10 protein-coding genes are annotated in these 13,684 nt (G+C 31.7%); 3 read left to right on the top strand and 7 right to left on the bottom strand.

What is annotated here, in order from left to right; translation table 11 throughout:
* Window positions 1-278: 278 nt before the first annotated feature.
* The 3 genes from ACSBO6_RS09635 to ACSBO6_RS09625 all read right to left on the bottom strand — a co-directional run bounded on the left by ACSBO6_RS09635 (window position 279) and on the right by ACSBO6_RS09625 (window position 7,489).
* The gene (locus ACSBO6_RS09635; RefSeq protein ID WP_498844555.1) at window positions 279-4,442 is read right to left on the bottom strand and encodes a S8 family serine peptidase; all 4,164 of its coding nucleotides are present in this window, start codon (window positions 4,440-4,442) and stop codon (window positions 279-281) included.
* Window positions 4,443-4,961: 519 nt separating this feature from the next.
* On the bottom strand, window positions 4,962-5,612 hold the full coding sequence (locus tag ACSBO6_RS09630) for a hypothetical protein (RefSeq protein WP_498844554.1): 651 nt from the start codon (window positions 5,610-5,612) through the stop codon (window positions 4,962-4,964).
* Window positions 5,613-6,019: 407 nt separating this feature from the next.
* Complete coding sequence (locus ACSBO6_RS09625) at window positions 6,020-7,489, bottom strand: long-chain-fatty-acid--CoA ligase (RefSeq protein ID WP_498844553.1); 1,470 nt, start codon at window positions 7,487-7,489, stop codon at window positions 6,020-6,022.
* 225 nt (window positions 7,490-7,714) lie between these two features.
* Here ACSBO6_RS09625 and ACSBO6_RS09620 point away from each other — a divergent pair, with 225 nt between their 5' ends.
* The 3 genes from ACSBO6_RS09620 to ACSBO6_RS09610 all read left to right on the top strand — a co-directional run bounded on the left by ACSBO6_RS09620 (window position 7,715) and on the right by ACSBO6_RS09610 (window position 9,842).
* Entirely contained in the window at window positions 7,715-8,794 is a 1,080-nt protein-coding gene (locus tag ACSBO6_RS09620) for a site-2 protease family protein (protein ID WP_498844552.1), read from the top strand.
* A 183-nt stretch (window positions 8,795-8,977) separates the two neighbouring features.
* Complete coding sequence (locus tag ACSBO6_RS09615; protein WP_180232847.1) at window positions 8,978-9,154, top strand: hypothetical protein; 177 nt, start codon at window positions 8,978-8,980, stop codon at window positions 9,152-9,154.
* 25 nt (window positions 9,155-9,179) lie between these two features.
* Window positions 9,180-9,842, top strand: coding sequence for a hypothetical protein (locus tag ACSBO6_RS09610; RefSeq protein ID WP_498844551.1), 663 nt, complete (start codon window positions 9,180-9,182; stop codon window positions 9,840-9,842).
* A gap of 182 nt (window positions 9,843-10,024) precedes the next feature.
* Here the strand turns inward: ACSBO6_RS09610 and istB are convergent, their stop codons facing one another.
* The 4 genes from istB to ACSBO6_RS09590 all read right to left on the bottom strand — a co-directional run bounded on the left by istB (window position 10,025) and on the right by ACSBO6_RS09590 (window position 13,628).
* Window positions 10,025-10,777 (bottom strand): IS21-like element helper ATPase IstB, encoded by a 753-nt coding sequence (gene istB / locus ACSBO6_RS09605; protein WP_098847248.1) that lies wholly within the window; start codon window positions 10,775-10,777, stop codon window positions 10,025-10,027.
* A complete protein-coding gene (istA, locus tag ACSBO6_RS09600; protein ID WP_498844550.1) occupies window positions 10,770-12,059 on the bottom strand; it encodes an IS21 family transposase in 1,290 nt (429 codons plus the stop codon). Before istA ends, istB begins: the two co-directional genes overlap by 8 nt.
* 99 nt (window positions 12,060-12,158) lie before the next feature.
* Window positions 12,159-13,070 carry an aminoglycoside phosphotransferase family protein gene (locus tag ACSBO6_RS09595; protein WP_498844549.1) on the bottom strand — a complete coding sequence of 304 codons (912 nt, stop codon included), beginning with the start codon at window positions 13,068-13,070 and terminating at the stop codon, window positions 12,159-12,161.
* 90 nt (window positions 13,071-13,160) lie between these two features.
* Window positions 13,161-13,628, bottom strand: a complete 468-nt coding sequence (locus tag ACSBO6_RS09590; RefSeq protein WP_098845083.1) for an NUDIX domain-containing protein — start codon at window positions 13,626-13,628, stop codon at window positions 13,161-13,163.
* Between the last annotated feature and the right edge of the window lie 56 nt (window positions 13,629-13,684).

Below are 13,684 nucleotides of genomic sequence, written 5' to 3'. Positions count from 1 at the left end.
ATGAGGCAGTATGTTTCATTTTTTTCCTTTTACACTTCCTCATGAACACCCTATGAGGAAGTATGTTTCATTTTTTTCCTTTTACACTTCCTCATGAACAACCTATGAGGAAGTATGTTTCATTTTTTTCCTTTTTTACTTCTCCATGAACACCTCATGAGGAAGTATAATTCATCTTTTTCCTTTTCATCTTTCTCATGCACGTCGTACCTTCAAAAATTGATCTCACAAAAAACCACCAGCATAAAAGCTGGCGGTTATTATCTACTAAACACATCTTAACCCAATGGTTTAATATAATCGTCAATCGTATTCCCTTTATATTTTGTAACTGGTTTGATTTTTTCTGATACATCAGGATTTTGCATTAGATAGTTTCTCTTAACATAATCAAGATCTTTGAAATCCACAATACCGTCGAAATTGATATCGGCATTTCGATCATTTGTATTTAGTTTGCTAGTGATATAGATTGCGTCAAGTAGATCAACAACATTATCATTGTTAACATCTCCAGCTTTCATCGTTGCGTAATAGAAATACTTTAATTTTCCAGCATCCATTGCATCGTATGAATCAACCATTTCATTAACATTTACATGTCTTTCGAAATGACCTGGTATTTTGATAACGATTTCATATGATTGGTCTAATAATGGTAGATTAGGCACTGAGAATCTAGCAGCACTGTTGATGGTTGCATCGTAGCGTTTTCCATCTATGCCACCTATAACATATATTTCTGCTCCTACATTTGAATAATCCTTCTTAGAATCTAACCAAATTGAATTACTTGGAATAAATCCATCAGGTAGAAAACCACCTTCAAGTATTGAATAAGATGGAATAATATTTACACCTTGTCCAAATTTATTGTTTATTGTCATTTGTGGTTGACCTAAAATATTCGCTTTGGCAGTTTGGAATCCTAATTGTTGAACCCATTTTGTATATAAAGTTGGTTTATCCTTTACTTTTAAAGTGATCGTAGCCACTGACATATTTGAATTAATTCCTGTTGAAGGAGTAGGTCCATCTAAAGTTGTTATTAATTTAATCCAGTTATTAGATGTATCAGTTTTTTGATCTTGAGCGGTTAGGTTCGCTGTTAACCCTAAATCCTTTGCTGCATTAATATATTCACTACTTAGTTCTGTGCTTTGGTATTCAAAAACATCTTTAGGATAAGTAAGTGTAAATTCGCCACCTATTAGGTTTTTAATGTTATGTTCACTAAGTGTTACTTTAACAGTATCACCGTATTTTGCGTCTAATTTGTCAGTTGTTAATTTGATGTAAGGTTGTCCTTTTTTAACTAATGTGAATGTCTGATTTGGATGGTTTTGTATACCGTTAGTTGCAATGTCTTGGCCTAATAAAGTCATTGTCGAGAAATTTTTCTCTAATTGGATTTTTCTTATGTATTCAAAGTTTCCATTTCTGTCAACGACTAATGGTACATTACCAATTGGGTTTTGTGCACCAGTTACTTTAACAGTATTTTTTGATTGGTCAATTTGATCACCATTTTTGCTAATTTGATCAATACTTGAATCTGAAATAGTACCAGTAATCCTTAGACCCGCATCATCTACTTCATAAACTCCACCTGGAATATTCATTTTCATGGTTGGTAGTGTATTATCAATAACAATTTGCTGAGACTTTTTAAATACTTTTCCTTCTTCGTTTGTACCAACAACTTCAATCTCATATCGTCCTGGAGAAGCCAGAGCTTTTGTAACATGAACTGGTTGATCAGGATTTCCTGTAAACGGGAAGTATAGACCATTAAATCCACCATCTAAACCAAATGTCATACCTTCATTAAATCCACCGTCAAATGCGTCTATGATTCCTAATTGCTCACCAGTGTCTGCATTCTTTAAAATGATGTCAACTGTTTCCATGCGACTATTCAGAGTGAATGCAATTCCAGTAGATCCAGAGATTGGGAATGGTAAATCTCTTCTAGTATTAAAAGCTTTTGTTGTTAGTAAAACTTCTTTAATTCCTTGTTCCATTTTGTTAAAGCCAAATGGTATTTGGTAGACTTCATTTGAATCTTCCTTATTCGTAAAAATAATATAACCTTCATAAATGCCTAATTCAGCAGTTTTTGGAACAGTAAGTATCGGTTTAAATTTGGACATTCCATGAACTTTAGCTCGAACTTCAGATGGTACAGCTAAAGAAATACCATTTTTTACTGCGTCCTTATCGTAACGACTAACATGATTAAATTGAACTTTTACATCAAACACTTTATCTTTATTTGAGTTGTTTGTCAGTTCAATTGTCTTTTTGTGTGTATAATCCTCATCTGCTGAAACAATAGCACCATAGCTTAGGTCGCCAGCTGTCTCTGGAATCATCATTTTTTCTCCATTTTCATCAAGTGTTGGTGCATCATCCTTCACACCAATTTGAATGGAAGAATGTACAGCCTCATCTGCATCAATTCTTCCTGATCCTTCTTCAAAAACACTATATGATCCATTTAAAGGGTCCGCAGAATTCATTAATGCTAATTTAACTTGCTCAGGTGAATAATCAGGATGAGCTTGTAAAATTAAAGCAGCAGAACCTGCTACATGTGGTGCAGCCATTGAAGTACCATCAAACCTTACATATGCATGTTCGTAATCATCCTTATGAGCTACTCCATTATAATAAGCTGGGATTGAAGAAAATACTGCTACTCCTGGTGCGGTTACCTCAGGTTTAATATCATAATATCTTCTTGCTGGCCCTCTTGAACTAAAGTCAGCCAATTTATCCCCTTCAGTATCAAAAGATCCAAAATCATTCATCATTACGTTAACATTATCTTTTGATAACATTTTGACTAGTTTTGTACCTTGTTCATTTGGAATACTAAAGGTTGGGATAAAGTCAAAATTATTTCCGAAATAATAAGGAATATATGTTTCACCATCGATATTATTGAACATGATTACGGCCTTGGCACCATTTTCCTTAGCATTTTTAATTTTTACATTTAACGTTAAATCCCCACGCTCGATTAGTACAATCTTGTCCTTCACGTTTTTACCGTTGTAATCTGCAACTTGTCCTTTACCGACAAAAACAATTGGTAGGTTAGAACCCTTCAATGTATTGAGATTAGTATAATCTGAACCAAGCATTCTCATATTATCTAATTTAGTAGTTTCGGTTGCTGTAATTGCAACTGCATTGCTAGTTTGGATTGTTATAGGCGAGCTGCTTGCGCCAACTGTAATACCAAGCGCTGATGAAGCAGGGCTCCCTATCGTATACTGGTTAGGCCCAGCATTACCAGCAGCAAGAACACATACAGTACCAGCTAAAGTAGCATTATTGATCGCAACTGCCAATGGATCAAGAGGGTTAGCAACAGGTGCCCCTAAGGATAGGTTAATGACATCCATCTTATCCTCTACAGCTTTTTCAATTCCTGCAAGTATTGTATTCGATGATCCAGTACCATACGGTCCAAGTACTTTATAGCCATAAAGTTCAACTTCTGGAGCTACACCAGTTATCGCAAAATCTGAATTATTTTTACCCGTTCCCGCAATAATACCTGATACATGTGTTCCATGAGCCGTATACCAAGGTTCACCTGAAGTTGGATTTAATTCAGCTTGTCCAGATTTTTTCCAATCATCATATGTCGATTCCATTGGATCAGAGTCGTTATTTACTAAGTCATATCCTCCTTTAAACACATCTTTTAAATCAGGATGAGTATAATCGATACCTGTATCAATAACACCTACTTTAATCCCTTTACCAGTGATACCTTCTTTATGTAGTTTTTCAGCACCGATTTGTTCCATATTATTTAATTTTATCGATGCATTATTAGTCGGCTCACCATTTTGTTCTACAAAAGGTTCCACCGTAATTTCACGATCTTCATAAACAGCATTTACTGTATCTAATGTTAAAAGTTCTTTTACTTCATTAGCTGGTAATGTCATTGCAACACCGTTGAAGATACTCTTGAATTCTCTTTTAATACCAATTGATTTTAATTTTGCATTTCCATTTAATTGTTCTTTGAATTTTTTATGAGAGTCCTCAACTTTTTCTTTTGACTCCTGAATGGAAGCTTTAAGGCCATTCTTTTGATTGTTTTTAAAATCAATTTCTGATGGAGCTTGTTTAAACTGAACAATTACATTTAAAGGAGTATCTACATTTAGGTCTACATCAGGTGAGATCTTTAGCCCTCCGTAATTATTATTTTCCTGCATGCTATGAATCATTTCCCGATCAGCGTTTGAAATATTTTTTATATAACTATCAATATCCTTAATACTAGTATTTGAACCTGTAGGGTTTGTCACAGCGAATGTTTTGTGGCTTGTAATTAAACTAGTTGAAAATAAACTAGATGTAATTACCCCGGCAGTCATTACATTGACAATTTTTTTGTTTTTATGCTTCATCATCTGCATTCTCCTTTTTTGTACTTTTCTGAAAAATCTTACAATTATCATTATAATCAAACAAATTCAGAAAGTGTATTGGGGGAATTTCAGATGATATTAATCTTCATTTTTCTACAAAAATTCCATTCTTTACTAATAAATTCTATTTTAATACGTGATGATCAACTCTAAAATTTAGTAGATTAAAAAAATAGATTATTAATTGTTCATACTGATCTATTAAGCTTAATCAGAATACTCATTTAATTTTTTAATTTAATTATACTAATTCTCATATTTAATTCTTTATGAAAATAAAAAGGTGAAAATTCACAAAAAGATGGTTTTTGTTGTTTTTTGTAAGATTTTTTCAGCTAAAAATTGTGGGATTTGTAGGAATTCATTTCAAAATACAATTCTTTTTATTAAAGCATTACAAAAAAGCCATACTCCTTTTGAAGTATAACTTCATATATTTGCTCATTAGATCCCCTTTTTTTATGACAATGACTAACTTAATAGTCACATAAACACAAAGAGTTAACTAATTAATTCACTCACCTTTTCTTCCTCTAAGTCAGTTACACTATCATTAATTTCATTTTCACTTTTAATCTCCTCTTCAATTGTCTTTTTTTCATCAAGTGTATCAGCTTCTTTTACCATTTCAGCAAATTCATCAGAGGGTCTTTTATATTCCTTACTATTTTTATCATATTTAAATTTTGATTGATATACCGTTATGAATTCATAAAAATCAAACCCTGTATTAAAATAGGAATCGCTTGATAAAAAGGCAACAAATTCATCACCTTTTACCGATGGTCTATGACCGTCTGGTATTACAAAATATATTTCGTCTAAATCTTTTTCAGTTAAATTAGGAAATTTATCCTTCATTCCACTTTGCCTGGCAGAAATATATCCACCTTGCTCTAAAATTGTTATTTTCTTACCTTCTAAAGATGAATCTCCCTTTAATACATGATTAACTTTAAAGGATAATTTCGTTAATTGATTACCAGTACCAGTAGCTTCATCCATGTTTACATAATTCTCTGTAGACAATACTCCCCCTTCAACAGCTAACTCTGAGTCCTTCATTAATTGGTTTACATCATTGTATGTAACAGCAAAAGAAATGGCAGAATTTAAAACTTTTACATTTTCCGCAAAATCTTGATCGTTCACATTAATCTGTTCATTTTCAGTTGAATTAACTGTCGTAATGTTTTCTACTATTGAAGTAGCAGTTTCTTTTTTATTACTTTGAGTTTGATCAATCTTACCATTACACGCAGTTAAAAAGGAAAACGATATATCATAACAAAAAGTGATTTTATTTTCTTTTTCATTTTTTGCCTCCGTTATTTTGTAAAAATGAATTCTATATAAAGCTTACCAAAATTTAGCATTTAATTGTTTGTATTAATGTGTCAAAAATATGAAAAATAGACTATTTTACCCACCTATTTTATAGGTATTTTTACCTATACAGTGTTTTGAACTTTCTCTATGGAACTTAAATTTGAAAAAGAGCTAATTTAAGATTGCTAGAATTGCAAAAAAAAAAAGACCATTCAGCTGGTCTTAAAACATTACTTAAGATTTCTTTTCAAAATTTTCCCAGTACCATTTTTAGGTAATTCTTTTACAAAATTAATTTCCTTAGGCACTTTATAATAAACAAGTGCTTTTTTACAAAAATCGATGATCTCACTTTCTGAAAGTGAATCATTTGAAACGACTAAATAAGCACATACGCTTTCACCTATTAATGGATTCGGTTTTCCGACTACCGCTGCTTCAATAATATTAGGATGCTGATATAGGCGCTCTTCTATTTCTCTAGGGTAAACATTATATCCGTTCGTTATAATGACATCTTTTTTTCGATCTAATAAAAATAAATAGCCGTCTTCGTCTTTTTTACCGAGATCACCCGTTTTAAACCAACCGTTAGAAAATGCTTTTTTTGTCTCTTCTATTTTATTTAAATAACCACTCATTACGTTTGGTCCAATCGCAATAACTTCTCCTACTTCACCAATTGGAACATCTTCGCCATTTTCATTTACGATTCTTGTCGTAACACTAGGTAGATCAAGACCTACTGATCCTGGTTTACAAATTCCACGATATGGATTGAAAGTAAGAACTGGAGCTGTCTCAGATAATCCATAGCCTTCTACAATTAAGACATTGTATTTTTCTTGAATTGACTGCAATAATTCAATTGGTATAGAAGCCCCACCAGAAATACAAGCTCTTAAACTACTAAAATCGTTTGCTGTCGCACTTTTTAATTGATATAAATAATTATATATCGTCGGAACAGCCGCAATTAAAGTAGCTTTTTCTTTTTTGATTACTTCAACTAATTCAGCTGGATTAAATTTAGGAATGATGATTGTTGATGCTCCGTTCAACAAAATCATATTCACACATAAGGTTAAGCAAAATGAATGAAACATTGGAAGTACGGCGATCATTTGATCATTTTCACTTAATTCGATTAACTTGGAAAAATCATTTGCATTTGCAATTAAATTGAAATGGGACAACATTGCTCCTTTAGGGTTTCCAGTTGTCCCTGATGTGTATAGAATAACAGCCGTATCATCTTGTAAAATGTCAATTTCGTCTAATTGATTTTTAATTTCCACTGTCGGTTGTATTTCATCTATTAAAATAATCGTTAATAATGCAGGACATTGATTTTTAACATTTTTAAGTTTTTTCTCATGTTCACTAGTTGAAATAACAAGTTTTGTAGAAGAATCTTTTAAAATATAGCAGAGTTCACTTTCCGTATAAGCTGGATTTAAAGGAATAACGATTGCACCGAGTTTTAATATTGCTAAATAGGTTTGAATAAACTCAGGAGAATTTCCTAGTAATATCGCTATTTTATCTCCCTTTTCAATCTTATTTTCTACTAATGTTTGTGCTATATTTTCACACGATGATATGAGTTCTTCATAATTCATTTTATTTCCATCGTAACGAAAAGCAATGTTTTTACCTTTATGAACTGCTACTTCTTTAATCATCCCGTATATATTCATTACTGTATCAATCCTTAGTTAATTACTTTGTTAGTATTCTAGAAATATGCAAAAGCTAGAAAGATAACTTTCTAACTTTTAATTTTATCCTTATATTCTTTCTCTATCTTAATAAAAGAGAGACTTTAGTCCCTATTTCTTTATTGTTCTATCAAACAAATAATCTTTAATGATATAATTTTTATACTACATAATCATAACATAATTAGCGAGAAGGTGAAATGAATGGCACAACCAGTGATTAATAATAAAACGAAAAAATCGTTAACAAGAATTGGTATTGTAATCGCACTAATAGGTACTAAATTTAAGCTACTTTTACCGCTATTAAAAGCTGCGAAATTTTTATCTTTTTTAAGCATGATCTTGTATTTATTTGTATACGGATTTACATTTGGATGGTATTTTGCTTTCGCACTTGTTTACTTATTAATTTGTCATGAAAGTGGACATTTAATTGCTGCGAAACAAAAAGGGCTACCAACTTCACCAGCATTTTTTATTCCATTTGTCGGGGCAGTTATTTCACTTAAAGAAATGCCAAAAGATGCTGTGACTGAATCTTATGTAGCGTTTGGTGGTCCGCTATCAGGTTTAATCTCTGTTCTACCAGCAATTCCTCTTTATCATTACACACATAATGAATTTTTCGGATTAGTAATTGCTTTAGGATGTATACTTAACTTGTTTAATTTAGTACCTATTTCACCTCTAGATGGAGGAAGAATTTTAAGTGTATTACCTCCGATTTTTTGGTTTATCGGAATTATGATGATGCTAGTGTATTTAATTTATCAACCTAGTTTTATCGCATTTTATATTATTATTTTAGGTATTACAACATTCATTAAACGAATTCGAGAAGCTTATCAGTTAAAGGTTATAAAAGAAAAAATAAAACTTTACGAACATACAATTAAACAATTTCAGTTTGGTATTTTTAATGTCTATTCTGATCGTACGATTGAAAAACGCTTCTTTTTCCCATTTTTTGAGGATAATAAGAAATTAGAATTAGAAATTCATAAGGAACGACTTGAACTAAACTACCTAATTCGTTCTATTCGAGCGCGTTTTCATGAACCTGACTTAGACTGGAGAACTTATATTGATGAAAAGATTCAAGAAATTAAGCAAAGAAGGATTGCTCCATTAATGAAACAACAAGAAACGTTAGAAACTTACTATGTTTCTAGTAATCGTAAAAAATGGCAAATTTTTATTGCCTATATCATTTTAGCGAGTAGTTTAGTGTTACTTGGTTTTTGGAGTTATGGTTTAATTGAACATGTTTTAGGTAGATAAAGAAAAAGAACCTATTTTGAAAATAATAATTCAATCTAGGTTCTTTTTCTTTTTATTATAATTTGGATTTTTAGCTAAATAAGGAAAAGGAATTTTGTGGTAAAAAATGGAATATCTTTAAAAGATCGGACTAAAACGTACTTTTGATCTTTCTTTAAAATTGGGGAAAGGAGGTATACTTCGATGTTTGGATATGTCATTTTAGGATTTGTTATTATCCTAATTGCATTTGGTTTTTTCATGGAAAAGAAGTTTGGATCGGGCACCCCAAATAAAAGTGATAATCAAACATTTAATGAAGAAATTGGGAGGGATTCAACTAATCCTACTAATCCGAATAATATTAATGGGCCATATTAAAAAATTTCGATAAAAAGGAGGATTTATGTTAAGGAACAAATTAGTTTCCGATTTGGTAAATAAAATCTTGTGCTTAAAAATAGATCATCCAGTTCGAGTGGGTGTTAGCGGAATAACAGCATCTGGTAAAACAACGATTGCTAATGAAATTGCTTGGGAACTTAGACGTAGGAAAAAGAACGTCATTAGATCTAGTATAGATCATTTTCATAACCCGAGAGAGATTCGTTACAAGCTGGGGAAGGAATCTGCTATTGGTTATTATGAGGATGCCCATGATTACGAGGCTTTTAAGCAAAAACTTTTAATACCATTAGGACCAAATGGCAACCTTCAATATCAAACAGCTTCCTTCGACTTACTCAAGGATGAGTATGTTCATTCAGATTTAAAAGTTGCAACCAAAGATATGATTTTTATTATAGATGGAACCTTTTTATTTAAAAGAGAATTATGTAATATGTACGATTTTAAAATATTCGTACATACCAAGTTTGATATTGCAAGAAAACGAGGAGCAATCCGTGAAGAACGAGCATTCGGAAGCTATGAAAAAGCCGAAGAAATGTTTATTAAAAGATATCATGCAGCTTCAAAACTTTATTTAGAGCAACATTACCCTCAACTTAATGCTGATCTAATCATTAATAATAATGATGTAAATAATCCGCATATAGTATCTATTTAATAAATACTGTCTTAACTCAATAAGTTCTACTTCCAACTAAATTAATCATTAATTCTACTAAAGGCCATCTACATAGACAGCCTTTAGTACCCCCTTACACACTTACGCTAATTTGAAATCTTAAATAAATATAAATGTCAACTTAAACATGTACATTTTTGATTATTTAAATATGTACAAAATCACTCATTTTCCTTTGAAATATGTTGCTTAATTCTGTATGATTCCCCAACAATTGTTACGACTGTTGCGTGATGTAGAACTCGATCTAAAATGGCATTGGCTAGTTTGGTATCTTGAAAGATTTCATCCCATGACTTGAAATTAATATTCGTTGTTAGGATTGTACTTCGATTTTCATATCGTAAGTCTATTAATTGGAAGAACAGCTTCGCATCTTCTGCATCGATTGGTAAATAGCCAATTTCATCAATAATGAGTAGTTTATATTTTGTGTAATGTTTTAATCGTGCTTCTAATCGATTTTCAATCCTAGCTCTTTTTAATTGTTGAAGTAATTCATGACATTTTATAAAGTACGTACTTGTTCTTTTTTTAGCTGCTGCGATTCCAATCGCAGTAGCTAAATGTGTTTTTCCTACACCACTAGGTCCTAAAAATACAATATTTTCTTTTTCTTCAATAAAACGTAAGGTTAGAAAGTCAATGATTTGCTGCTTATTAATTGATGGTTGGAATTCAAAATCAAAGTCATTGACTTCTTTAAAGTGGGGGAATGCCCCCACTTTAACCATCGAATGAATCATGTTTTTCTCTCTTACATCAATTTCATAGTTCGTGAGTTTAACCAATGTTTCCACGAAGGATAATTGATTACCTACACTAAAATCAATGGTTTCACTTAAATGGTGAATCATCTGTTTTAATTTTAAATACTCTAGATTTTGTATTAACTGCTGGTAAGAATTATTCATTTTTATACACATCTCCAATTGCCTGTAAATTTTTCTTAGCTAATTGATCAATATCAGGATAGTAAGGAACCGATTTACTTAGCTCTTCTTTGTAATGCTGATCCTTGTAATTGATTTTTAACTGACTAATTTTGTGTTGAACAATTAGCTCTGTGTTATAATAAATGAATAGCTGATCATCATATGCTTGCAGTCCGACAGTCTTTCCTCTATATTTAGCTGGTACTGAATATTGGTTGGACTTATAAGACACCATGTTGGATGAATTTACTTTCACTAGCGTATGTTTGATTTTGTAAGAATCTCTTATTTGTTGCCGTGGTAGGGGCAGTAGGAGATTCTTTTCTTGTTTTAAGGCAAAAATCGGTATTTTCCCAGTACCTTGGTGAAAACTATGATTAATTCTCTCACAAAGGTGTTGGACAAACTTATGGAGCTCTTCAAGGCTAAACTTCCCTTGATAGGCATGAATCTCATCTAAATACTTCATAGGTGATTCAACTTTCCCTTTTGTCCTAGGTCTTCCAGCGATACAAGGATGTATTTTAAATCCAAAGTCATCCGCAAATTGAGCGAAACGTTTATTCACAACTCCCTTAAAATGATTCGTTCTAGCTTCATCCATGACAGTTTTCATATTATCCGTCACAATTCTCTTTGGAACACCCCCAAACGATTCAAATGCTTCCGTCAAAAACGAAAATAAAACACTTTGTGATTTAGAGATAGACAGATAAAAGGCACGAAATCTTGAGTAAGAAAGTAATAACACCGCCACGTTTATATGTACAATTTCGCCATCTTTCGTTTCATAACGAATGTCCTCTTTCCAATCTAGTTGAGCTTGTTCTCCAGGTGGAGTCTCAAACCTGATACTTGATTGTGTTGGATTTGTTCTCTTTCCTTCTTTAAAATAGGCTTGAAACTCAGGTTTACTTTGAATGTATCTACGAAAAGAAGAAGCAGCACAGTTCAAGTTATGGTTTTCTTTTAAATATTGCCAAAGCACTCGTTTGTAATAAAAAACTTGTTTTGAATCTTTTGATAATAAAAGTGAAATTACTTCATAGTAATCATCAATTTTTGAAGACTTGTTTTTTGTTTTTTTTGGAGTAAAACCATTTAAATATTTATCAATTGTTCGCCGATCTACATTTAATTCCTTCGCTAGCTGACTCTTGTTAATTCTCATTTTCAAACTCCCCATAAGTAACTTTAATTTTGGTAAGTCTAAAAGACTCTTAATCTCATAATTGGTTTGAATATTTAGTGATATGTACATACTAATCCCCCCAGGATTAGTATGTAGAAGAGAGTCGAAACTGTACATCTTTATTTAATCAATCTTGTACATATTTAAATTAGCATTTGTAAATAAAGTCTAATCATCTAACCTTGTATGTAATTCCTTAAAAACATTTATAGCCTGAAAAAAGTATTCATTATAAGTACCTTCATCTTCTAAACTCCAACATGTTGCTAATACAGCATGGGAATAACCCCATAGTAGTACTCTTTCTTTATTTAAATGCAATTCTTTTACTAGTAGTTCAATTCGATTTTCTAAAGTTGTTGAAATATCTTTCCCCTCTAATTTGTTCAAAAGAAATTGGATAATGTCATATTCCCTTTCGCCAATTAATCCTTTTGGGTCAATCACTTTCCAAAAGTTTTCTCTAGCATTTAATACATTATAATGATGTAAGTCCCCGTGTAATAAGTATTTTGTTGATTGTGTACGATTCATTTCCTTAAAAATAGAAAATGCATCTAATAGTATTTCTTTCGTTATAGGGCCTAAGCTATTTGGAAATTTTTCAACAATTCGACTAAAGCTTTTTTCTCTACTTAATATGGAAGGTATTTTAGTGGATTTAGGTGCAACTTTCCATAAATTTTTCATTACTTTTACGGCTATCTTCATTGCCTCTTGTTCATTTTCAATCGTAGCAAGCGTTACACCAGGTACTAATTGTTCTAAAATTAGGATTCCTTCATCAAGATCGGCATCAATAACTTTAACAAAATCTTTATCTTTAAACTCTCTTAAAGCTTCAACCTCACTAGTAAATTCCTCATTAGGGACTGCTAGTTTAATAACAGCCTTTTTTTCGCCATCAATTAAAATTGGCGCAACGAAATTATATGATAATTCAAATGGGGATAATATTTTCATATTCCATCGAATTTCACATCGATTGCACAAGTCATTAAAATTTCTGAGCCACTTTTCTCCTTTTTCTTTATGGATATCTTTAATCGTCTTTATAAACTGATCTGGAAGGGTTATCATTTAATCATCCTTTTCTTATGATTAATAATTGCTTAAAAATGTAGATTGGAACTGAAGTACACTTGTTTTTCGGAAAGTTGAAAAGAATCATTAAATGAATTGTTCTTTTAGTTTGTACTCTTCAATTAATCGATTATTTTGATATTTACCTTTTGCATATTGTATAATTTGGTCTTTAATATTTGGATATAGGATGGTATTATCTAATTCTTTAATTGGTACCCACTTTACGCCAGTTTGATTTGGATCTGGATTTGGTGGCATTTTAGGAAATGAGTTTTCTTTAATATGACAGCGAAACATTAAACTTAATCCATGTATTTTATGACCAGTCAAATGAGGTGCATTTTCTGAAACAAATACTAATTCCCCAACTTCAACTTCTACACCTGCTTCTTCTAATGCTTCTCTTTTTACAGCCTCAATAATGGTCTCACCTGGCTCGGTACCACCAGCTGGTAAATTATAATGAATTCCGTCCTCATCTGTGAATTGAATTAATAAAACTGAATCATTTTCAATAATTAATGCACATGCTCTTACACGAATATGATACATGGTCTAGCTCCTCCCCCATTAAAAAGTGATTATTCCATTATCTAAAAAATTAATTT

This window comes from Bacillus sp. AL-1R, assembly GCF_052180195.1.
Taxonomy (GTDB): Bacteria; Bacillota; Bacilli; order Bacillales; family Bacillaceae_G; genus Gottfriedia.
The sequence above is the reverse complement of the archived record's forward strand: the minus strand, read 5'-3'. Positions and strand labels throughout refer to the sequence as shown.

Excerpts from the sequence above, each read along its gene's own strand:
- ACSBO6_RS09610 (WP_498844551.1), top strand. The coding sequence starts at position 9,180 with ATGTTAAGGAACAAATTAGTTTCCGATTTGGTAAATAAAATCTTGTGC.
- ACSBO6_RS09625 (WP_498844553.1), bottom strand. The coding sequence starts at position 7,489 with ATGAATATATACGGGATGATTAAAGAAGTAGCAGTTCATAAAGGTAAA.
- istB (WP_098847248.1), bottom strand. The coding sequence starts at position 10,777 with ATGAATAATTCTTACCAGCAGTTAATACAAAATCTAGAGTATTTAAAA.
- ACSBO6_RS09595 (WP_498844549.1), bottom strand. The coding sequence starts at position 13,070 with ATGATAACCCTTCCAGATCAGTTTATAAAGACGATTAAAGATATCCAT.
- ACSBO6_RS09635 (WP_498844555.1), bottom strand. The coding sequence starts at position 4,442 with ATGATGAAGCATAAAAACAAAAAAATTGTCAATGTAATGACTGCCGGG.
- ACSBO6_RS09615 (WP_180232847.1), top strand. The coding sequence starts at position 8,978 with ATGTTTGGATATGTCATTTTAGGATTTGTTATTATCCTAATTGCATTT.
- ACSBO6_RS09620 (WP_498844552.1), top strand. The coding sequence starts at position 7,715 with ATGGCACAACCAGTGATTAATAATAAAACGAAAAAATCGTTAACAAGA.
- istA (WP_498844550.1), bottom strand. The coding sequence starts at position 12,059 with ATGTACATATCACTAAATATTCAAACCAATTATGAGATTAAGAGTCTT.
- ACSBO6_RS09590 (WP_098845083.1), bottom strand. The coding sequence starts at position 13,628 with ATGTATCATATTCGTGTAAGAGCATGTGCATTAATTATTGAAAATGAT.